Origin of the sequence: Pseudobacteroides cellulosolvens ATCC 35603 = DSM 2933, from assembly GCF_001262605.1 — a bacterium.
Classification (GTDB): Bacteria; Bacillota; Clostridia; order Acetivibrionales; family DSM-2933; genus Pseudobacteroides; species Pseudobacteroides cellulosolvens.
Window position 1 is genome coordinate 6,279,930 of record NZ_LGTC01000001.1, and the last position, 22,916, is coordinate 6,302,845.

Below are 22,916 nucleotides of genomic sequence, written 5' to 3' on the forward strand. Positions count from 1 at the left end.
CATAGGTTATATCGGTCAATATTTATTTTATAAATAGTAGAATGTTGGAGTGTGCTGAAAGACGTCCACTATGAAAAAATGATATCATATGCATAGGAATAAAAAGTGACATGCAACAACTCTAAACGCTATATCTGCAACATCACAAACGAAAAGTTAGTGATCGCTACGAATGCCGTATATTAGAGCAAGCATTTCACCTCTATAGCAGTTTGTTCCACTCAAGTTGCAATACAATAATTATTTCTCACTAGCCCCTGGCATGAGCAATATGAAAAAGAACAAAAGACCATTACAAACTGGAGGAAAATATTAAACTTCTTCAGGTTTGGAATATAATCAAGACTTTTATCAAAATACTATTGACCGAATAGCTGCAATTTGCCAAAGGCATTACTATGCAGTGGAGAACATCCAAGTATATATTCTGTATTACCGGTGTTATCAATAAACATGGTAAAATAGGGCTTAAAGTGAATCCCGGGTCTTTTGCCTCCCATTCTTTAGAAACGCTAACGAAGCCATACTTTAAGAATCTTCGCAGGTGCTTTAAAGCAGCTTATGAAAACTGCCGCGGAGAAAAAACGCAAAAATTCCCCCTCCGCCCTCAAAAAAGAGAAGGGCTTAGCTAGCCTCAATCAGAGGCTTTCAGGCAAAAATACATTTTTGTATAGTCCATTTACTGGGCGTGATAGTACAGGCAGAGTATAAATAACTAAAAAAACAATCGAATAGGAGGTAGCTGATTATTTCAGCCACCGACTCTGCATCCGGCGGTTCCCTAGTTTATACTATAACAGTTTTGTAGTAATCCAAGAAAATTGTATATCCTGATTCTTTTAATCGTTTATCAGTAATTGTGCAGTTAAGTAGTCCGCTCAGTTATACAAACTGGCACCTGCCTTTTATTATGGTATGTGTTATGGGATAATTATCAGTATTATAATAAAGCGATAAATTGTTTTTCTCAGGAAAGAGAATATAAATAAGAAAAAACTTTACATATGAAAACCAAAGGCAGTTCTTGGCCGTCTAATAGCTGACCGGTCAAAAATAACAAGGGGGGTAAAAGAGTGACATGTGACGAGTTTTCAACGCGGATTGTCGCAATGATGCAAACACTGTATCGTGTCAGTTATACGCAGTTATCACAAAGCTGCGACCGAGACGAGGCTGTTCAGGAATGTTTGTACAAGGTGTGGAAGAAGCACCATCAGCTCAAAGATGAGCGTTATATGCAGACTTGGGTGATCCGCATTCTGATCAACGAATGCCATAATATTCAAAGAAAAAGAGGCAGGGAATTGCTACTGAATGAAGTGCCTGAGCGAGTCACGCCTTCGGACGCCGATTTTGAGCTGCATGATGTGCTGTTCAGTATGGATGAAAAGCTCCGTCTACCCATTGTGCTGCACTATATTGAAGGCTTTTCAATCGGTGAGATTGCAAAAATTTTAAGATGGCCTCAAGGCACAGTCAAATCGCGCATGCTGCGCGGACGGCAGAAACTGAAAATATTATTATCCGAGGAGGTACAATTGCCATGCGAGATATGAAAGAATTAAAGAACGCGTTCGGTCAGGCTGATGACGTCTTTGTCAATAATGTATATCATACCCTGACCGATATACAATCAAATAAGGACAGAAAACCTGTAAAAAAAACATACTTTCGACTGGCAGGTGTTATCGCCATTGTCTGCATACTTTGTGCCGGAACTGCTTTGGCATTTAATAACACATGGGGAATCCTTGATTTCCTAAGCGGAAGAAGAGCTGATGTGAAGGTTTTGCCCGAGGCCTCTGACATCGTACAAAAAGATATATCTCAAAAAGGCAGTCAAACCGAATTTGCAGCTTTCACGGTACGCGAGGCCGTATTCGATGGGCAGAACATCTATATCGTCGTAGACGTCGTGCCCTCCGGCTCAGACTATTTACTTCTGGGCCCGGACGCATATCCGTACGATCCCTCCAAGAATTTGGGGCCGCTTTTCAGCGGCAAAACAGGCACAATCGCTGATTATGCCCGAGAAAGTAACAAAGAAATGATGCAGACTTCCGTGGGTATTAGCGGGTCAAATTGCTCCATCGATTATTTGCTTGAGGAAGACGGGACCCTTGTGTGTATGATAAGCAGCAGATTTACCGGCGATTCTAACGTAACAGATGTGGAGCTTGAATGCGTTGCCGTTCCTTTTGTCATCGAGAACGGCAAGTACACAAGAGATATGGACAGAAGAAAAGATACGACGCTCTCCGCCACTCTCAAAAATACCGGAACACAGGGAACCGTAGCCAGCAAAGAACCAGCTGTCTTCAGAGACGGCGGTGTCCGGGTGGACAAAATAACGCTAAAGAGTTCGGCTATGTCCACCTACGCGGAAATCGAGTTTACGGTCATAGATGCAGAAAAATATGCAGAGACCGACGGTATATTGTTTGAATTTCTTGACATATACGGCGAACGCATTCCGAGTGGTGCCGCTTCAGGCGGGGGCATCGAGTCAATCGATGACATGCACTATATTGAAAAGGTTTCACTGCAGGCAATGGAGAAACTGCCAAGTGAGGTCATCCTTCGCGGATACAGCTATTTGGATAAGAACCGATACGAGACGCATACCTTTGGGATGAAGTAATGGCATAAGACCAAGCACAGGTATATACTGGAAAGAATGCGAGTGACACATCCAACAGCAAAATCAGAACCAACCGTTTTGTCGAAAAAGAAGCACACAGCTTCTATTAATGTGCATGGTAAACAGTTTTCAATACGTACAAAAACATCTTGGAGCATACCTTTGTTGGCTTGCTCCAAGGTGTTTTTTGAATATTTTCTATGGAGCAAGGTCGGTTGGAGGAGAGTTGTGCCGGGCTTATACAGCGACAGAGTGATATTCTTCTCACACGATTCAATTAGCACAATGCATCAGGGTTGAGATTTGACAATGCTATAAAATGTTGTTGGTTTTAAATTAAGTTCTTTCATTGCAGCTTTAGCAGTAATCTCATGGTCTTTCCACCTTTTATAAACTTCTTCAAACTTTTCTGGGATTTTAGTTTTAGGTCTTCCCAAGTGTTTTCCTTTACTTTTGGCTGCCGCAATACTGTCTCTTTTTAATATTTATTCTTTCCTGTTCTGCAACATAAGCAAGTACCTGGAGTATTAAATCGCTTATAAATGTCCCAAGCAAATCCTTATGAAGGGTAGTGTCAAGAAGGGACATATCGAGTATTTTTATATCTGCCTTAAGCTCTTGTGTTATAAATTGCTATTCTTTAATAATTTCCTTATAGTTCCTACCTAATCTATCTATAGAAGCAATAATGAGAAGATCGCCTTCCCTTAAAACCTTTCTTAGTAACTGTTACTGCGGCCTATCAAAATCTTTACCACTCTGCTTATCAATTAATATAAATGATTCATCTACACCCGCCTCTTTTAACGATTGTATTTGCCCTAATTCATTTTGTTCTTTATCACTCACTCTTATATAGCCATATTTTCTCAACAGCAACAACTCCTAAAAAGTATTTTAAAAGGTACTTGACTTTTTGAATATATTTACAAATATAATTGTAACCTTTTTGAAGAAAAAATGAAACATATTTTTTACCAGGCTATTTACGATGCAATATGGGAATATCAAGGGTTTTTCAAATATGATTTAAGCAACTTAATTTTAAAAGAATAACCAACCAAAAAGGTATACTTTTTAAAATACTATTAAGATTCAAGGTAGTTTCGCTAAGCAAAGGATTTGTTTCGTGTAATGTTAAATAATTATCATATCAAAACCTCCCTCAAAATTGGTAAAAGCTGCGATCAAAGATTTTTCATTCCAATCCTTTTGTTTTTTACCAGCTGTTGATATAATTAATAGCATCTTATATAAGACAGATGATGAAGATGGAAAAGCCTGATTTGGTACTTATTTTCCATAAAGACTTGGAAAATAGCAAAGGCACTGCTGACATGTTTTCCAGAGTTTTGAGAGCTAATATTCCTTATAGGATTTTTTCCTAAAATAAAATAATAGGTTGCATAAACCTACCATTTTTGGAGATACTATTATTATGATACTTTTATAAAAGTTATTTGCTAGAAATTAATTTACACACTACTTCTTATAGACCCTATGGATTCCCGTCTGTTCCAACTTATCATTTAATTTAACAGCTCCAATTTCAATAATTTCGCTTTTCCTGCCATTTTCCTTTTCCCAGTAGGTAGCTTCCAAATCAAATATAATATAATTCATCTTTTTTCGCCTTTCTTACATTCAATATAAACCAATCACAACAAGCGAAAGAAAAGAATCTCATTGAATAAAATCATTAATGAAATTCCTTTTCTTCCACATTGCTGGAATTATTTAAAATCTTTCTTTCTAATCTTTGCCATCTATCTTCTGTGTGGCAAAGTATCTTTTCTATGTCTTATAACAACACCCTCTGCCCCAAATTCCTTGTTATATACTGACTTTTGAGCAAGTATAAATTCCTTTACATTCTCAACCTTCAAATCTGGTTTATCATATGTAACTTCAGGTACCGAATCAAGTTCCAGTTCATTTGCAAAATGAGTTACTGCATCCCAGGTAAAAAACCTATCAGTATTTACATCAAAAATATCAAATACAATAAATTTTCTATCTTCAAAATAGTTTCCACCCTTTTGAATTTTGGGTCCGCAAAGTTCTCCATATATAATTACGTCTTTTAACTGTTCAATACCTTTGTTTTCAATTTTTCTCGAGATTTCATCCCCAACTTCAAAATAGAACATGTCACTATTATCTTCTCTGCTACAGATGTGCTCTCTTTTCTGAATGTGTGTCAAGGGTATAAAGGATAGTAGAAGTTTTTGATATGCCCTAAATTTGTTTTCTGATATTGGATATGAATAGAAATTAAACAAAGATTTTTTGAAATTAATCTTTAAGTTATATATGAAGTGGGATTAGTATTTTATAAAATAAGATTCTAATCCCGCTTTTTATATTTGTGGCTTTGGCTGGAGGAAAAGCTCTTATTCGTCATTCATCCTTTTGGAAATGTAATTAGTCCTTTTAAATATCTATTAATTGTATTATTATAGATTTATATAAAAAATTATGTAAATAATAAAGTTAAATTTAGTTAAGAGAGTTTACAACTGTCTTTTAAAGAATGGGGAGAAATTAGATGTACATTTTCATGAAATTTAAAAAGACATTAATAGGGGTAATAATATTGTCCTTTCTATTTAGTCAAATGACAATTGTATCTGGTGCCGGTCTGGCAATCCCACTTCCAATTGGAATTGCTCCAACTGCCAATGCTGGAGGACCTTATGATATTACACAAGGATTTCCAGTTGGATTGGATGGAAGAAATTCAACGGATGATGGGAGCATTGTCAAATTTGAATGGGATATTGGTGATGATGGAATATACGATATAACAAGCAATTTAAGTCTGACTTTGGTTCCTTGGACCGATATAATGAAGGCATTGGGCAAAACTGAGTTAACAAAGCATGTTGTAAAACTGAGAGTAACTGATAATAGTGGCTTAACAGGAATATCAACAACATCTTTAACAATAAAGAATCAAAGTTTTACAGATGAAGAGTCGGTTGCTATGGATTTAGCTGCATTGAGACTGAATTTTTCAGAAGGTGATAGTTTAGATTCAGTAACAAAGAATTTTACTGTTCTACTGCAAGGAATTCATGGAACTACAATCAGTTGGATTGAAAACAGTCAGTATATAAGTATAGATCCAGTTACAGGTGTTGTTGAAGTTACAGGACCCACTTCAGTTTCCTGGGCGGTCGCAAGGCTTACCGCAACAGTCTCTAAAGGAAGTGCCAGTGACAGTACAGCCTTTGATATTTTTCTACCCAAATCCACACAAGTTGCGAGCACACCAACAAACACAAGCACACCAACAGCAACAAATACACCTAAACCAACAAGCACAAACACACCAACAGCAACAAATACAAACACACCCAAGCCAACAAACACAAATACACCAACAGCAACAAGCACAAATACACCCAAACCAACAAGCACAAACACACCAACAGCAACAGGCACTCCTACGCCGAGCATAAATCCTGACAGCGTAGAAGTTTACTTCGAAAGCCAGGATCTTAAAGCTTTAATACTTGCGAATACTAATGGTGATACAAACCGTGATAGAAAAATCAGCATTGGAGAAGCAAAGCTGATAAAAAGCCTTGACTTTATTTATGAAAGCAATTATGTGATTACTAGCTTGGTAGGTCTTGAAAAATTCGTGAATCTGGAAACCTTGAAGTTTAACAATGGCAGAACAGATTTTGAAGTGACGGACCTTTCGCCTATTGCAGATTTAACCAAGCTTAAAACATTATTTATAGCATATACAGGTCATCTTATAAGTCTTGGAGATTTAAGAGGTCTTACAAGTCTTGAAAAGTTAACAATACATAATACATATTTATCTGATATATCCACCCTTGGCTCCATGATGAGTTTAAAGGAAATCTATCTTTTCAATAACCAAATAACAGACATTGAGTCCTTAAGCGGTCATAATCTCACTACTCTAAGTATTTATGGCAATCCCTTAAATAATGAAATGACACCTGGTGCATATCATAAATCAGATAAGGATTTTACTGTAAATGGAACAGTATATGAGGTTTGGAAGCAAGGTCCCGTTGATAATACAGAAGTAATTTTGGAAAACAATTTGAAAGCGCTTATTTTAAGCAATACTCCCGTAGATGTAAATAGGGATGGAAAGATAACAGTCAGTGAAGCAAGACTTATCAAGTCACTTAAAAGCGGGTACAGTAGTTTTGTATTATATGACTTGACGGGTCTTGACAAATTTGAGAATCTTGAAGTTCTCGAATTTGACATGTACAGCAACACAAGAGTGATTGCCAAAGACTTTTCACCAATAGGAAGACTAACAAAGCTTAAATCCCTTACCATTTACTCAGCAACCCTGACTTCTTTTGGCAATTTTAATAATCTTATTAATCTGGAAAGTTTGAAACTGTACCCAAGTATTGCTTCAATAAGTGGAATAAGCAGTTTAACAAAGCTAAAAAGTTTGACCCTTGCTTACAATATAACCGATATTGAAGAATTAAGTGGACTAAGTCTTACAGAGCTTAACTTAAGCGGAAACAACCTGAATAATTCTCTTACTCCTGGTGCATATCATCTGGCTGAAAAGGATTTTGTAGTAAAGGGAAGGTTGTATGAGGTATGGAAGCAAGGTGCCATAGATAATACAGAAGTAATACTTGATTATAATTTAAAAGGAGTTATTTTAAGAAACACTCAGATTGATGTTAATGGTGATGGAAAAATAACTGTCAGTGAGGCAAGGCTGTTAAAAGAGTTAAAGAGTTCCAGTTATGATAACAACTATATTATAAATTCCCTGACAGGTCTTGAGCAGTTTGTGAATCTTGAGACTTTAGAAGTGGAAAATACTGGGCTAAAGATTTTTGCGAATGACTTTTCACCTCTAAAAGCTCTGACCCGACTTAAAAAGCTGAGTTTATACATGCCTGTCAATATGAAAAACCTTGAGGCTGTTACAGAGTTATCAAATCTTGAGGAGTTATCTATTGTTGGCTCTAAGTTATCTGATATTCGAGGCATAAGCAAGCTTGTTAAAATAAAAAAATTGGATCTTAGGAGCAATAAAATAACAGATATTGAGGAATTAAGTACAATGTCTCTTAAGGAGTTGACACTTACCTCAAACCCATTGAATAGTTCAACGACGCCCTATGCCATCCACAAAGCTGAAAAGGACTTTATAGTTGGGAACAAATCCTATGAAGTTTGGAAGTTGTCCGATGAGGATAACAAAGAAATTATCCTTGCCGATGATAACCTTAATAGCTTTATAGAGGTTTATTTTGATTTAAATAATGATGGAATAATAAAAGTGAACGAAGGAAAAAACATAAGAAACATTACTTGGAATGAAGCAGCAAGTTATGAGATTAAAACTCTGGATGGGATTGAGAAATTGGTAAATCTAGAGGTTCTGGATTTGTCAAAGGCCAATCTTACCTTGAAATTTAGAACTATCAAGCCTGTCTCATGGTTAACAAAGCTAAATACCTTAAAGATAAATAATGCAATAAATCTCTTAAGTTTTGGAGATGTGATGAAAATGCCGAGTTTAATTACTCTTTCAATTACAAATAGTAAGCTTGCTGATCTTTCAGGACTTAACAATTTCACCAAACTGCAAAAACTTAATCTTGGCAATAACCTTGTTTTTGATATTGAAGAGATCGGTAAAATAAAGAGCATTACTGAATTAAATATAGCTGGAAATCCAATAAATAACAGCAATACACCCAACGCATATCATGATGTAACCAAGGATTTTTCAATAAATAAAACAAATTATGAGGTTTGGAAAATTAATTCCAATGCCGCAGCAGTATTTATGGATATCAACGCATTGGGGATTGACTTACTGAATGGAGATACTTTAAACAGGGTCACTGGAAACTTTAAAGTGCCGCTGCAAGGGCCTCATGGCACTACAATTTCCTGGGCGGAAAACAGCAGTAATTTAAGAATTGATTTAAGGACTGGTTTGGCAGAAGTGACAAGACCTGTGGGAAGTTCTGATAGCTTTGTTTTGACAGCTACAGTGTCAAAAGGCATTGTAAGTGAAAGCAGAAGCTTTGAAATAACCATAGTTAAAAAAGCGGTTTTGGAAGTTGGTAATATAATAGCCTTGGGAGAGTATGATGGGAAAAGCATTCTATGGAAAATAGTTGATAAAAAAGATGATGGAAGCCTGGTACTTCAGACAGTGTCTGTACTTGCAAATAAGGCTCTATCAGGTGCATATATAAATGACAGCCAACAGGATAACAGATATGAATTAAGCAGTTTGAGGTCGTGGCTAAACAGCGATGAAGAAACTGTAACCTACAGGACAAAACCAGATACAACACATGCTGATTATCCCTATGACAGGGAACCAGGGTTTTTGACAAATTTCACAAAACATGAAAAATATATGATGAAGAATTCTGCTATAAAAGTTGAGCTCAGTGAATACTATGTAAGTGAGAAAAGCGGTGGAACAATAGGCATGCCCCAAATTACGAGCATAAATGATACAACAGGGCTTTCCCAATATCCAAATGCCTATTACAAAACAATAATTGACAAGGTATTTCTTCCAAGTATTAAAGATATTTTGAGTATAGGGTATGATAAAATTACCAGTACTTATTTGAGAACTCCAAACAAGGAAAGAAGTCAGGCATTAAGGTTTGAAGCTCAAAATGGTTCCTTTGTCAATGCGGGTCCGAGAAGCAGCTGGCCCGTATCCCCAATGATGGTATTGGATGAAAGGGTTTATATTGTGGGGGGTGAAGGTACTGAAGAAAAGCCTTTGGTGATAGATATGCCAAAATCTGATGAGGAAGCTTGCGATGAAGCTTATGACAATCTCGATGAAAGAGATATTGTTTTTGCAGAAGGGGACAAAGGGGAAAGCGTAACCCGAAACTTCAGTATTCCTGTAGATATAGAGGGGGTATCAATTACTTGGAGTGCCAAATTTAAGGGAACAAATATGGATTGTATTTATACCTCCATTAATAACGGAACTGGAATGGTAACAGTTACAAGACCCGATGGAGTGATGATAGATGCCGAGGTTCAACTTTTTGCAACCATCACAAAAGGCACCGTGTCCAAAATCAAGAGGTTTAGTGTGAAAATTGAAAAACAATCAAACAAAGTAGGCTATAATGACTATATCAAGATAGGATCATATATCGGTAGTGATTTGTTGTGGAAGGTTATTGTAAGAAACAGTGATGGTACCATAGTAGTGCAATCAACAAGAAGCCTTGGAGAGAAAAGCTTTTCAGCTCAATGGGAAGGTGACACAACTGCAAGACATGACAACGGAAGCAACAACTATGAGAATAGCATTATAAGGGCGTGGTTAAACAGTGATTCAAATGAAGTTGATTATGTTGATGGAGCTCCTGTTAAGGCCTATGTAATGGGAGAAGATTATTCAAAGGAACCTGGATTTTTGACAAATCTAAATTCAAATGAAAAGAAATTGATAGTACCTGTACAGCACAAAGTAATGCTTGATCCCTTGGATTTAGCATCAAAAAGTGGTGGTGAGCTTCAGTTCCCCTCCATGTCAAGCATCAATGACGCAGATAAACTGGCTTTATATGATAAGGGTTTTTACAAAAATGTGCTGGATAAGGTTTATCTTCTGAGTGTTAAAGAAGTTGTGGATTATAACAGGAAAGCTGGCATAAGCATTGTTTTATCAACGTGTTTAAGGACACCTGGAATGGGTGGTACAGATGTGTTGTCCTATAATAATGATAATGGTAATCTGGCACATATTTCAGCCTACAGAGGTTTTAACATGTTACCGGCAATGACATTAAACAAGGATTATAATATTGTTTCCGGTGATGGATCAAAAGAAAATCCATTTGTGATAGCAAGTATTATTGATCCTAGCAATGGCGGTGGTAATGGTAACGGAAATGGAAGTGGTATTGGAAGTGGTAACAGTGCAGGTATTGGTGGAAGTGGCAATGTTGGTGGTACAATAATTGTTGTAAATCAAGAGAACAAGCCAATAGCTGCTGTTCCAGGAGACTTGACTGGTGATGACAAATCAAAGGGTACAATCAAAGTTAATGAAATTGGTCAAAGGGTCTTACCAGTATCCCTGGTTGATGAAGATTTGAAGAATCAGATTGGCAGTGTTGTTAAAGGTGGAACTATATCTGCAAGAATAGAGAAAGAAGCAGATATAATCTCCGGAGAAATTGACGGAGAAACCATGAAAAATATGATTGAAAAAGAAGCATTATTCCAGATAAAAACAGAAATTGCGGAATATAAATTGCCAACAAAGGATATTGATCTTGCTAAGATAGCTTCAAGTCTTGGAAATGTGGCCTTAAAAGATATCACAATTAGTATGGTGATTTCCAAGGCAACTCCTGAAGTAATCAACTTTACAAAGACAAATAATAGTTTTACATTTATGGTGGAGCCCGTTGGATTTGAAATTCTTTGCAGGTCTGGAGACAAGGAAATAATAATAGATACTTTTAACAGTTATGTTGAAAGGGTGATTCCAATCCCAGACAATGTGGACCATACAAAGGTTACCACAGCAGTAGTTGTCGATAAAGGCGGTAAATTTAGAACAGTGCCTACGAGAATCGTAAACAGGAATGGAAAATACTATGCTATTATTAATTCCCTCACAAACAGTTACTATGCACTGATTTCAATCCAGTCAAATATGAAGGACATAGATAAGCACTGGGCAAAGGACAGTATAAATGAACTGGCTTCCAAACTTATTGTTAAAGGCAATGAAGCTTCCCAATATGAACCGGAAAGAAATATGACAAGAGCTGAGTTTGCTTCAATAATTGCAAGGGCTCTTGGTTTGAAACCTGGTACTGGTAAAAACACATTCAAGGATGTTAAAAATACCGACTGGTTCTGCCCCTATATAGAAATTGCAAATGAGTATGGAATTATTTCAGGACTTGGTAAAGGTAATTTTGCACCAATGCAGCCAATAACCCGAGAACAGGCAGTGGTTATAATAGAAAGAGCGATGAAAATAACAAGACTCCAAGTGGATGGGCAAAAGGTAACCGACCTTGGAGATTACAAGGATTCCAAATCGGTTTCAGGCTGGGCGACAGATAGTATGGATTCATGTCTGAAGGCTGGAATTATTAAAGGGAAGACCGGGGTATCTATTGCACCAAAGGACCTTATAACAAGAGCTGAGGTTGCAGTGATAATTTCAAGACTTCTACAAAAATCAGGATTGATTTAGTCTGACGAAGAAAGTCTTACAATATGATTGGTATAAAGTTACAAGTCTTCTGCAAAATCTGAATTAATTTAGGAACAGATATAGATAAAATTGTACCTCATCTTAATTGAGTACAGGTCGTGATTTCAAATTTGATCCTTTTAACTGAATAATTTAACTCATTGTTAGTTTAAATTAAAGGCTCATAGGAAATATTGAAAATTTTGCATTGACGGCAGGATTTTCCTGTGGTAAAATTAAAACACTATGCCTTCAGGAATGTTGTTGGGCATTAAGTTAGAAATCGAAAGGAGGATAACAATGTATTATATTAATAATGAGCTCGAACATAATATTTGGAACAACAGACTGGTGCATAAACCAAGTATAGATTTACGTATACATTGGCTTTATCCTCTATTTAATAAGTAATGTGGTTTTCATTTTACTGAGTTTTAACAGGTGGTTAAGTCAACAAATTTGACTTAGCCACTTTTTATTTTTCTCAAAGGAATATTACAATTAAATTACATTAGAGAAAAGTGTTGACAGAGAAGGAAGAGTATAGTAAGATATAAAATGTAAAGTAATGCAAACGAGAACGTTGTTAAAGATAACGTCAGGTAAGACAACTGTGATGTATGTAGAAGAAAATCAGATTAAAGATTTATAATTAATATGAAAAAGAAGCGAAAGGAGGATAATCCAATGACAACATATTTTAATGGTTTAGGAAAACGCAATGAAATTTATAATCAAGGAGCCCATATTATTATGAACAATATTTTGAATTCCATAGCATATAAACTCAATATTTTAGCGGATAGTCTGTCATATGAACCAAGTATGGATTGGAGTAAACATTGGCTTAATCCTCTATTACCAAAATGCAGGAAACGATTGTGTCCATTGTGAATTAGCAATATAAGAACGCAATAAAACAGCATTTATAAAATAGAGTGGTTAAGTCTGATAAAAAGGATTTAACCACTTTTTATTTTACAAAATATATTTACCAAGGACAGATGAAAAAATCGAGGTGCTTTGAAGACTACATAGATTTGGGATCTAAAAAGAGTCTTCAGTAAATTTCCTCGAATTTTAAAAAAGCATTTGATATGTGCTTGTAGCTCAGCTGGAAGAGCATCTGACTTTTAATCAGGTGGTCGTGGGTTCAAGCCCCTCCAGGCACATTTATCCCCAAAAATCATTATTAAATTTACATTTGGTAGATGAAATATCGAAAGGTTTAGGAATTTGAGAATGGAGGATGAAAATTACTAATTGGTTTTATAAGGGTAAGCGGTTATAGCAAAGTATATAGGAGTAGTTCAATTGGAAGAACAATAGTCTCCAAAACTATAAGATGTAGGTTCAAGTCCTGCCTCCTATGCTCAATCGGTAAGTGGCCAAATGGTAAGGCTCCATGCTGATAACGTGGAAATTGAGAGTTCGATTCTCTCCTTACCGACTCTATTTCGAGGTGCTTGAAAGACTACATTGGTATAATTTGGTTCGAATCCGAAAACACCGCAAGGTGTAAATGTCTTTCGCAAAATTCCTTGAAATTTTATGGCGGGTTATTCTAATGGTTAGGAAATGGGGCTTTCAACCTCATAACAGGGGTTCAATTCCCCTACCCGTCACCAAGTCATTGTCGGGTAATGTTAATGGTAGCATGGCTGACTGTTAATCAGTAAGTGAGGGTTCGAGTCCCTCCCTGACAGCTAAATGTGCTTGTGATGTAAAGGATAACATGATGGTCTACGAAACCATTCATATTGGTTCGATTCCAGTCAAGCACGCTAAATGTGGAAGGTTGTCCGAGTTGGTTTAAGGTAGTTGTTTGCTAAACAACCGGGTAATATGCCCCACAGGTTCGAATCCCTCTGGCTCCACTAAAGATAATGAACTTAAATGAAATCAGGTACAATATGGTTACCAGTAGAGCCATGAGGAGTATAAAATCAATTGATTTTATAAAACTGTACAATTTAAAGTTCATTATCTCAACAATAAAAGTGTAAACAGACTTTACCTGAGGTGCTGGAAAGACTACATTGGATGATAACCACGATGTCGTAAGTTCGAATCTTGCCAAATCAGAAATGATTTGTAGCTCAGTTGGTAGAGCACGAAAAAGTGTCTTTCAATTTTTCCTCAGGCAAATATCTTGCTACATATAGATGGGAAAACATAGAAACAGTTTTATAAAATGATTGAAAAGCTTAGATTAGAACATTTTAATGGACTTTTATAAACACTACAGTTTAGTATCTTTTAAGATTATAAATTTCGAGGTGTTAGAAAGACTACATTCCAAGCTAATGAGCGCAGGTTCAATTCCTGCTCAACCCACTAAATGGGTTGGTAGCTCAGTGGATAGAGCAATTAGAAAAAATAGTCTTTTGACTTCTTCCTCGAATCATGTTGGCGGTAACTCAAATGGAAAGAGTGCTAGATTGTGACTCTGGTGGTTGTGGGTTCGAGTCCCATCCGTCAGCCTAGGAAGTTTTAAGGAAAGATTGAATAATTACTTCCACTTTTGAGAGAGTGTTAAGTGAACACAAAAGCGAAAATGTTAGTGGAAGTTATTCTTTCAATCCTAAATAATAATGCTATTTGCAAAGAAGAAAGGTGGATTAAAGTAAAATGATTACGACAGAGATGGTAAAGCAGTTAAGAGAAACTACAGGTGCTGGAATTATGGAGTGTAAGAACACATTATCAAGGTTAGGTGGAGATTTTGAGAAAGCGAAAACAGAGCTTAAAGAAAAATCAGAAATGAAAATCGAAACCAAAGCTGGAAGAATAACTTCTGAGGGCATTGTTGATTCTTATATTCATGGTAATGGCAGAATTGGAGTTCTCGTGGAAGTTAATATTGAAACAGACTTCGCTGCTATGAATACTGAGTTCAAGTCTCTGGTAAAGGACCTTGGAATGCAGATAGCAGCATCAAATCCTCAATATATCAGGAGAGAGGAAATCCCGTCAATGGTTATTGACACAGTTAGGGAGGACTTTAGAAATCAAGCTGTTTTAACAGGTAAACCAGAAAAGCTAATTGATAAGATTATTGAAGGACAACTGGAGAAGTATTACAAACAAATTTGTCTCATGGAGCAAACCTTCATAAAAGATAATGAAAAGACAGTGCAGGATATTGTTAATGAAAAAATTATGTTGATTGGGGAAAACATCACAGTTAGAAGATTTGTCAGATATGAAATGGGTGAAGGACTTGTGAAGAAAGATGAAAATTTTTCTCAAGAAGTGCTTAAGCAAATTGGTAATAAAGTAAATTGTTTACTGACAGAATAACTCAACTTTTGTCTATAGAAACAATAAATTTGAGGTGCATGGAAGACTACATTAGACTGTTAATCTAATTCCGCGATCGGAAAGAGTCTTCCCCAAATTCCTCAAAAATAATACTGAACAAAATGAGAAAACAAGTATATTCGAATCGTTATAAAACCTATTAAATATAGGGTTATGACATTGAGAATTAAAGTTTTCTAATATCAAATAAGAAGGTGAAAAAATGTTTAAAGGTTTGAAAGGTTTTATAAAAGTAAATGAAAATGTAACTTTTGAAGGCGGTAAAGCCTATGATTTAAGCTTTAGAGAGACAGTTGCAGAAATGTTTTCTTTAGGTTTGGTTAAAGGTAACTTCTATCAGAAGGATGAAGATGTTATAAAAAATACAATGGATATAATGAAGAAGGCTTTGACTGAATGCCCTGAATGGGCTACTAAAGCTGCTATATATGGTCAGGAATTCAACAGTTTGAAGCTGGTTCCTACTATTTGGTTGGTTTATCTATCCACTTTAAAGGATAAAACCCTTTTTAACAAGGCGTTTTCAAGGATCATAACAAATCCAAAAATGTTGTATGACTTTTTGGAATTAACAAGAAAAGGTGGAATCCGTCAGGGTATGGGTAGAAGCGTTAAGAGAGCTGTTAACTTCTGGTTAAATGAGAAACTTAACGATTACCATGCAACAAGATATAAATCCAAACTTGAAGATGTGATAAAAGTTGCACGTCCTATAGCTGTTGAGAGAGTACAGCCTTACATGGATTATATAATCAACGACAACGAGGAAGCTTTTGAAAGAGCAAAAGCGTTGAAAGATGTTATAATTAATTTGAATAAAGGTATTGTTGATGCGGACACTGTTGAAAAAGTAAGTAAGTATAACTTGCAGCTTGAAGAAATCAAGCATGCATTTGGCAATTTGACTGCTGCTCAAAAGCAGATGATATTTGAGTTTATGGTATCTGGCTTAAAATACAATGCGTTGACTTCAAACCTTGTAACATTGGAAAGAGCGTTTGCAACTGAAACAAGAGTGGTCAAAAAAGTTACTGAACACGGTGTTTTTGATCAGGTAGAAGTCATAAAAAGCAATGTTCCTAAGGAATTGGTGAAAGTGGTTGCTGATAAGCTTTCAGATTATGAAGCATACAGAAAATCAAGAATGTTGCCTTTTGGACTGATGACTGCAAATGCCATGACAAAGACAAAAGAATGGAATGATGCCATAAACAAAGTACTGCTATTGAGTGGCAAAGGTGTATTCAATGTGCCTTCAAATGTTGGTGTGCGAATAGGTGTGGACACATCAGGTTCTATGGGTACAATTGTGACTACCAGCTTGTCTGCAGTAAACATTGCATCATTGTTTGGCGCCATGGTATACATGAGTATCCAGAATTCAAATGTTTATGCGACTGCTACTTTCACAAAAAAGGTTGCGGTTTCGAAGAATGTAAACTTGTTCGAAAACGCAAAATTGATTGAAAAAACAGATGTAGGTTATGGCACAGTGTTTGAGCCTTTATTGGATAATTATCAGGGCGAAAAGTACATTGTTTTGATATCCGACGGTCAGCAGTCAGACAATCTGGAATCAAAATGGGCGAAACTTGCAAACAAGCCTAAAGGTGCAAAACTTATAATATGGCACCTGGTGGGTTACAACAACAAAATTTCCAACAGAGATGATGTTGTTTACTTGAAAGGTTACAGTGACAGATTGCTTGGTGTTTTGAAAAACATAATGGAAGATAAGGCAGGTCAGTTGGAAAGTATCAAAGCAATTGAAATATTATGAATGATGTTTAAAAAGAGATTGGGTGAATTTAATGTTTAGAAAATATCCGGAAATGAAGACGTTATTTAAATTAATACCATCTGATAAAAAGGGAAGAAAATGGGATGCAACCTCTGGAGAAATTTTGCCGGAGACTGCTCCCCTCCATTTTTTACCCTTGGAAGATTTGGTATTTACAGAAAAAATAGATGGGACCAATATGGGAATAAGAATATCTGACGGTGTTGTGACACACATTCAGAAAAGAGAGCACATCTGTAGCAGAGAAGATAATAGTGACATGTTCTATTTTGAAGTTGGGGATGAAATCTCGAGAAAAATTGAAAACAAAGGTATTGAACAGTTAAAAGACGTAATTATATATGGAGAACTTTGTGGACCCAAAATTCAAAAGGGTGGAAACTATTTTGAAGATAGAAAATTTATTGTATTTGATATTTTTGATGTAAATACTGATAGGTTTTTTACCTGGGATGCAGTAACTCATTTTGCAAATGAACTGGAACTTGATTCGGTACCTGAAGTTACATATGATAAACCAGATTTGAAGGTTGAGAATGTAAAGGAATTTATACTTGCTCAAAAGTCAGTATATAACAAGGAATTTGGGGCAGAGGGTGTTGTTATAAGACATAGAAAAGATACTTTGCCACACAGAAGATGGATGGCAAAGATTAGAAAGAAAGATTTTAAATAATTCCTCAAAAAGTTTGTTTGAAAAACAAACTTTTTGAGGAATTAAACCTTGTAAGTCTTGCTGCGACGACCAGCAAAGCTTTGATGCTTGGCAGCAGCATGGGAAGCTAAACTATTCCAGCAATGTGGAAGAAAAGGAATTTGATGGAGTCTCTACGCTTTCGACATTTTCGTAAGTGGTTTACTTGGTCTTTCATCTCCTTAGCACTCACTTGACAGCTGATGCTGCCTTTTCCTTAACGCTCAATACCATAGCTTTTGTCTACAGCACCTTAAGGTAGTTTGAAATCTTCACCTGTATGGCGATTTCGGCGGGCCCACCGCCATCATTTGCATAGCATAGCTATCTTTATGCAACCCTTCGGGTCGCTTCTTTTCGCCTTCGTGGCACACAATCATCCGCATATCGACAGAATTTCAACCCTCTTTTTGTAAGTTCCTTATCCAGCTCGTCCAGCATGATGTTACTCAAAAGCGGCGACAAATTGCCACCTTGCGGTGTCCCTTCTTCTGTATCCATGACCACACCATTTACAATGACTCCAGATCGCAAGTATTTTCTTATTAGGGATAGTACTCTTCCATCCTTTATCTTCCTAGATAAAAGTCTCATCAATTTGTCATGGTTAACCGTATCAAAGTATTTCGCAAGGTCAATATCTACAGCCCATTTATAGCCTGCATCTATGTACTCCTTGCATTTCTTTATAGCTTGGTGTACATTCCTGCTTGGTCTAAATCCATAGCTTGTTGTATCACTCTATCAAGTACTGTTGGTATTCCCAATAACCTTATTCACCCATCCGGCTTAGGTATCTCTACCCTTCTGACAGGTTTGGGACTATATGTCCCTTCCATAATATCTTTCCTGATTTGGTCACCATTTTCTTCTAGAAACGTTTGAAGTTCATCAACCGTCATTCTATCAATTCCATGTTTACCTTTATTCCCCTTGACCCTTATATATGCTCTATTCATATTGCTCCGGTCAAGAATTTCCTCAAGTAGATTTATGGTGTATCTTTTTCCATCGTTTGATTCCTCTTCTGACGTGGAGAAAATATTAAACATCCTATTGTTCAGCCCTTTCCTTACCATTCATGACTGGCTTGGTACTATGACCTCTGCTGACTTCTCATGACAAATCTTATTTCAACCGTGCTTCAAAATTCATTTCCACACGTCCATGAGATCTCCCCAGGTAAGAACGTTCTCTTTCACTCCATATATCTGCTGCATTTACACCGCCTGTTTCGGATAGTTTTGGGCTTTGTTTTGTTTTGCAAACTTACCCAACAGACATATGCCTTATATGCAGTTTCTGTTCGTCAGACCAGAGCTTTGCCTCCAGCTTCTTTCAGATTCCACCTCACGATGGACACCCTTACTCTTGGCTAATAGTTGGCACTATCAACCCCCATATCGGACTTTCACCGACGAGAGAACGCCCATGCTGGGCACACAAAAAAGCGAACACTCAGGATAAACCTGAGTGTTCGACTTCGATTAAATGTGGTGAGAAAAGGAATAACGGCCATCTGCAATGCTGTTGGAATATCCCAATCAACAGCTTATTGATATAAACATATACATACTATAAATCAGGACGTCTGTCATTATTTTAAAAAAAACAAATTTAGCAAAAACAGATAACTAACAGCAACTTTTGACTTGCCGAATCTCTTGCATAGTGGTATAATTTGGTACTATATAATTTATTTATATAACAAAAAACTAATTCGAAGGAGTGTTTACATGAAAAGAAATTTAAAAAGAGCTGTTGCTGCTGCAATAACCTTGATCTCATTGCAGGCAACCTCATTCACAGCAAATGCCGTAACAGAGTATACACCTTGCAACGATGTTCTTGTCGTACGTAATCCGATACTTTACAAGACATCAAGTGATATACTCGGAAATTATGTATTCAGCGTAAATCTGGCACAGAAAGACGGAAAAACATATTTTTATGATATGAATCGAAATATTATTGTTGGTTCAAGCATGTCAAATATTGAGAGTACTGATTCAACAAATTATTATCATGAGAATAACGCTCTTCTTTACAACGTGGGTAAAGCATGGGATTTTTATAACGGTCTCGGATGGGACTTTTACAAAAGCAACGAACCGATAAGGATTTCACTTTCAATGAGTATGAGATCCGGCGGCGTTAATAACGCCAGTGCATCTAATTATGGACTCTTATTCGGAATCGGCGACGGGATTTACACTCAGAACTGGGGAACGGATATTGACGTAGTAACGCACGAATACACTCATCTTGTTACACAGTTGAAACTTGGCTGGGACAGCACCGTTAAGGGTGAAACAGCATGTCTTATGGAAGCATACAGTGATATAATGGGCGAGCTTAACGACGGCACACGTGAATGGAAAATCGGAACAAATCAGTATATTGAAAACATTAACACCAACAATAAAAAATGCAGCATCAGAGATATTAAGTCGCCTAATGATACAATAACTCCGAATTACTCAGGCGGCTATTGCACTAATAATTTCTATACAAATTATATAAGCTTAAGAGAAGCACTTCCAACACTGATGAATTCAACTTCCGGTGATCGTACATATTCAGCCCTTGGTTCTACGGTAATATCAAATGCTGCATATCGTATGGAATTTTATGGAATTCCTGCTGAGAATCTTAAGGTTATCTGGTATCGTTCGATGGATAAGCTGAAGGATATGACAGCTGACACAAAAGAAGCAACGTTCTCTGATTGTAGAAAAGCTGTTCTTGCATCAACGGATGTATTTACAGGAACAACAAAGACAAATTACGATAATATTATAAAGAGAGCATTTGATGAGGTAGAAGTATATATTATGGGCGATGTAAATGATGACGGCGAAATTGATTCAAAAGACATTGCCGCCTATAAATCATACATTAACGGCACAACCACAATTCTGAATACAACACGAAAGAAGAAATCTGCCGATCTTAATTATGACGGATTATATAACTCTGCAGACCTTGCTCTTCTTGAAGCAAAACTTTATACCAGTTTAGACCAGAAAATGGCTGTTAATCCCAGTAATGCATCGTATTTTACAGGCATGAAATCAGTTAAATTCCCATCAACAAAATACTGGAATAACGAATATGATTATTTAAATGATACAAATGCAACCACAGAGACTCCATGCAATCATGATAACAATAGACTTACACCACCGCATTGTAAATACATGACCATCAATAATACATTCTTTAATGGTTACAATAACACATTCAATATATCCGCTGAAGAACCATATTATCAGTGTGCAGGCTTTGCAAAGAAGCTCCAGTATGAGTATTTTAATACTACAAAGTATCTTCAGCTCTCAAATTTAACCAAATACGAACCAAGAGTCGGCGATCATCTCCGTGTATCATACCGCGGCATTGCAAATCACAGCGTATTTGTTACATCTGTAAGCGGCAACACATTTACTTACGCAGATTGCAATTCAAATGGTAGTTGTAATATAAAATGGGGAGGAATAGGCAATGTTGACAGCAGTGGTTCAATTACGCTTGACGGTTCAATATATTCTTTCTCATGGGTTGAAAGACCAATCATGGTGGGTGACGTAAACGGTGACTCTTATGTGAATTCAGGAGATTCAACTGCAATACTTAGTATTATAAGCAACTCTTATAACACAACAAATATCAGCACAAAATATCTCACCCTATCTGCTGATATCAACCGTGACGGTACTATTGATATAAGGGATGTGAATACTCTTAATCAGTATATTAATGGATCTTCATCTGTAAAGCTTTATTATGTAAGATAAAATAATATGAGTAAAGCAAATCTTACTGTTATCAGTGAGAATAAACGTCATGCACATCATCCCAAACAAGCATGGATATTCAGATGAATGTGTAGCTGTGACTGATGAGTAACGAATGTCGGTACGCAGATATCTTTAAGGATAGAAAAACTGAATTTTCATGTCATCTATTTTGTAAAGCATTGACAACTATGCTTGACGAAAAATATGTCAAGCCCGAAAAGCCCGATTATTCGGGCTTTTTTGCTACCCTGACGCCGAAAAATTTCAATGTAAATCCGTAGATGACATTTGGGGTAAAAACGCATTTTACAGGAAATGAACGCACGTTTTACAGTTTTGACAGGAAACCCAGAGCAGATTTCGGATAAAGATTCCGATTTCTGCTCTTTTTGTGTGCCCAGTGGGCACACGTTCTAACGGGTGAAAGTCCCCAATCCGCCCGACAGTGGGAAGGATACAGCCGAAGCCAAGGGTGTCCAGCGTGAGCTGGAATCTGAAGAAAGGATTAGGCAAAACTCTGGCTTGTTACATCTGAGGCTAGTTACATGGACTAGGTTGCGAGACAAACCAAAATCCAATAACTGTACAGAAATGTGTCTTGTATTTATGAAATGAGTATAAGAGGGAAAGAACGTGTGAGTATCTGGGGATATCTCATGGACATATCCAAGTCCTTCTGGCCCCCTGATATTCTCTACTGGTTTCCAGAAATATAATAATTCGGTCCACACAGTAACACAGAACTCCATAATTGTATTATATATGATCAAATGATAAAATTGATATAAAGAATAACTGATCATATATAATAATTTGTTTATGATCTAATTAATTTATTTGATGTTGAGAGGTTTGAGATGAATAGAAAATTAATTATTGCTATTTTATATGTTTCTTTGCTTTTGGTGGGATGCAGTAGTACAGCAGATAGAGTTACTAGTCCTCTTCCGTCCTTTACACCAGTTCATGAATCCATGGACATTAACTCAAAAGGTAAAGCAACACCAGACGAAAGTAAAGTTCAAAAGCCAACTCCAGAAACAATAACTGTCGGAGGCGGAACCAAACATCTTACAATTGATATTGTTAAGGAGTTAGCCAAAAAGGGAGAAAATCTTAAGTGGGAAGATTTTAAAGATTATATGGGTAATGACGTTGGCAGCGGTTTATATATTATGTCTTATCCTATTGACGAGAAGTTTCATTTAAGGATTGGGTCATTACCTGGAAAGTTAGATTATGCTAAATTATATAAGACAGGAACTGAAAATTCTATTGATATAAGAAGTGGGGATATTGATAAATTTATTAGTGAATAGACCCCTGATATTCTCTACTGGTTTCCAGAAGAATATATTCTAAGTTTACATTAATTTTCATGCTTTGAAACTAAATTTCCGAGTGATTATAAG

Annotated in this window: 13 protein-coding genes, 6 tRNA genes and 1 pseudogene; 16 read left to right on the forward strand and 4 right to left on the reverse strand. The window is 36.5% G+C overall.

Features of this window, described 5'->3' with window-relative positions; all coding sequences use genetic code 11:
• Positions 1-1,073: 1,073 nt before the first annotated feature.
• Both Bccel_RS26020 and Bccel_RS26025 read left to right on the forward strand, forming a co-directional pair.
• On the forward strand, positions 1,074-1,556 hold the full coding sequence (locus tag Bccel_RS26020; protein WP_036945618.1) for an RNA polymerase sigma factor: 483 nt from the start codon (positions 1,074-1,076) through the stop codon (positions 1,554-1,556).
• Positions 1,544-2,641, forward strand: coding sequence for a hypothetical protein (locus tag Bccel_RS26025; RefSeq protein ID WP_036945620.1), 1,098 nt, complete (start codon positions 1,544-1,546; stop codon positions 2,639-2,641). The genes Bccel_RS26020 and Bccel_RS26025 overlap by 13 nt, the downstream gene beginning before the upstream one ends.
• A 729-nt stretch (positions 2,642-3,370) precedes the next feature.
• Here Bccel_RS26025 and Bccel_RS32905 read toward each other — a convergent pair.
• The 3 genes from Bccel_RS32905 to Bccel_RS26035 form a co-directional block, all read right to left on the reverse strand.
• Positions 3,371-3,514, reverse strand: a complete 144-nt coding sequence (locus Bccel_RS32905) for a recombinase family protein (protein ID WP_322787019.1) — start codon at positions 3,512-3,514, stop codon at positions 3,371-3,373.
• Positions 3,515-4,123: 609 nt separating this feature from the next.
• Complete coding sequence (locus Bccel_RS29885) at positions 4,124-4,264, reverse strand: 3'-5' exonuclease family protein (RefSeq protein WP_201781980.1); 141 nt, start codon at positions 4,262-4,264, stop codon at positions 4,124-4,126.
• A gap of 143 nt (positions 4,265-4,407) precedes the next feature.
• Positions 4,408-4,923 carry an RNA ligase family protein gene (locus tag Bccel_RS26035; protein ID WP_160317760.1) on the reverse strand — a complete coding sequence of 172 codons (516 nt, stop codon included), beginning with the start codon at positions 4,921-4,923 and terminating at the stop codon, positions 4,408-4,410.
• Between the two features lie 266 nt (positions 4,924-5,189).
• On the opposite strand from Bccel_RS26035, the gene Bccel_RS26040 reads away from it, so the two are divergent.
• From Bccel_RS26040 to Bccel_RS26090, 11 genes are all read left to right on the forward strand, one after another.
• On the forward strand, positions 5,190-11,885 hold the full coding sequence (locus Bccel_RS26040; RefSeq protein ID WP_036945573.1) for an immunoglobulin-like domain-containing protein: 6,696 nt from the start codon (positions 5,190-5,192) through the stop codon (positions 11,883-11,885).
• Between the two features lie 687 nt (positions 11,886-12,572).
• Positions 12,573-12,779 carry a hypothetical protein gene (locus tag Bccel_RS26045; protein ID WP_036945572.1) on the forward strand — a complete coding sequence of 69 codons (207 nt, stop codon included), beginning with the start codon at positions 12,573-12,575 and terminating at the stop codon, positions 12,777-12,779.
• Between the two features lie 205 nt (positions 12,780-12,984).
• Positions 12,985-13,057: transfer RNA gene (locus Bccel_RS26050), tRNA-Lys, on the forward strand.
• Between the two features lie 127 nt (positions 13,058-13,184).
• A tRNA-Trp gene (locus tag Bccel_RS26055) sits at positions 13,185-13,257 on the forward strand.
• Positions 13,258-13,263: 6 nt separating this feature from the next.
• Positions 13,264-13,335, forward strand: a tRNA-Ile gene (locus tag Bccel_RS26060).
• A gap of 103 nt (positions 13,336-13,438) precedes the next feature.
• A tRNA-Glu gene (locus Bccel_RS26065) sits at positions 13,439-13,513 on the forward strand.
• 6 nt (positions 13,514-13,519) lie between these two features.
• Positions 13,520-13,591: transfer RNA gene (locus Bccel_RS26070), tRNA-Asn, on the forward strand.
• A 703-nt stretch (positions 13,592-14,294) separates the two neighbouring features.
• Positions 14,295-14,368 (forward strand) — tRNA-His (locus Bccel_RS26075).
• A 148-nt stretch (positions 14,369-14,516) separates the two neighbouring features.
• On the forward strand, positions 14,517-15,188 hold the full coding sequence (gene tsf / locus Bccel_RS26080; protein ID WP_036945571.1) for a translation elongation factor Ts: 672 nt from the start codon (positions 14,517-14,519) through the stop codon (positions 15,186-15,188).
• 223 nt (positions 15,189-15,411) lie between these two features.
• Positions 15,412-16,989, forward strand: a complete 1,578-nt coding sequence (locus Bccel_RS26085) for a hypothetical protein (protein ID WP_050753877.1) — start codon at positions 15,412-15,414, stop codon at positions 16,987-16,989.
• 31 nt (positions 16,990-17,020) lie between these two features.
• Positions 17,021-17,686: an RNA ligase family protein gene (locus Bccel_RS26090; RefSeq protein WP_050753878.1), complete on the forward strand. Its 666-nt coding sequence runs from the start codon at positions 17,021-17,023 to the stop codon at positions 17,684-17,686.
• A 354-nt stretch (positions 17,687-18,040) separates the two neighbouring features.
• On the opposite strand, the pseudogene Bccel_RS29280 reads toward Bccel_RS26090, so the two are convergent.
• A pseudogene (locus tag Bccel_RS29280) lies at positions 18,041-18,750 on the reverse strand (reverse transcriptase domain-containing protein); the annotation flags it as partial.
• 690 nt (positions 18,751-19,440) lie between these two features.
• On the opposite strand from Bccel_RS29280, the gene Bccel_RS26100 reads away from it, so the two are divergent.
• The 3 genes from Bccel_RS26100 to Bccel_RS26105 all read left to right on the forward strand — a co-directional run bounded on the left by Bccel_RS26100 (position 19,441) and on the right by Bccel_RS26105 (position 22,823).
• Positions 19,441-21,501 (forward strand): dockerin type I domain-containing protein, encoded by a 2,061-nt coding sequence (locus Bccel_RS26100; protein ID WP_036945201.1) that lies wholly within the window; start codon positions 19,441-19,443, stop codon positions 21,499-21,501.
• A gap of 104 nt (positions 21,502-21,605) precedes the next feature.
• Positions 21,606-21,785, forward strand: a complete 180-nt coding sequence (locus Bccel_RS29890) for a hypothetical protein (protein WP_152966097.1) — start codon at positions 21,606-21,608, stop codon at positions 21,783-21,785.
• 576 nt (positions 21,786-22,361) lie between these two features.
• Positions 22,362-22,823, forward strand: a complete 462-nt coding sequence (locus Bccel_RS26105) for a hypothetical protein (RefSeq protein WP_036945203.1) — start codon at positions 22,362-22,364, stop codon at positions 22,821-22,823.
• Positions 22,824-22,916: the final 93 nt, after the last annotated feature.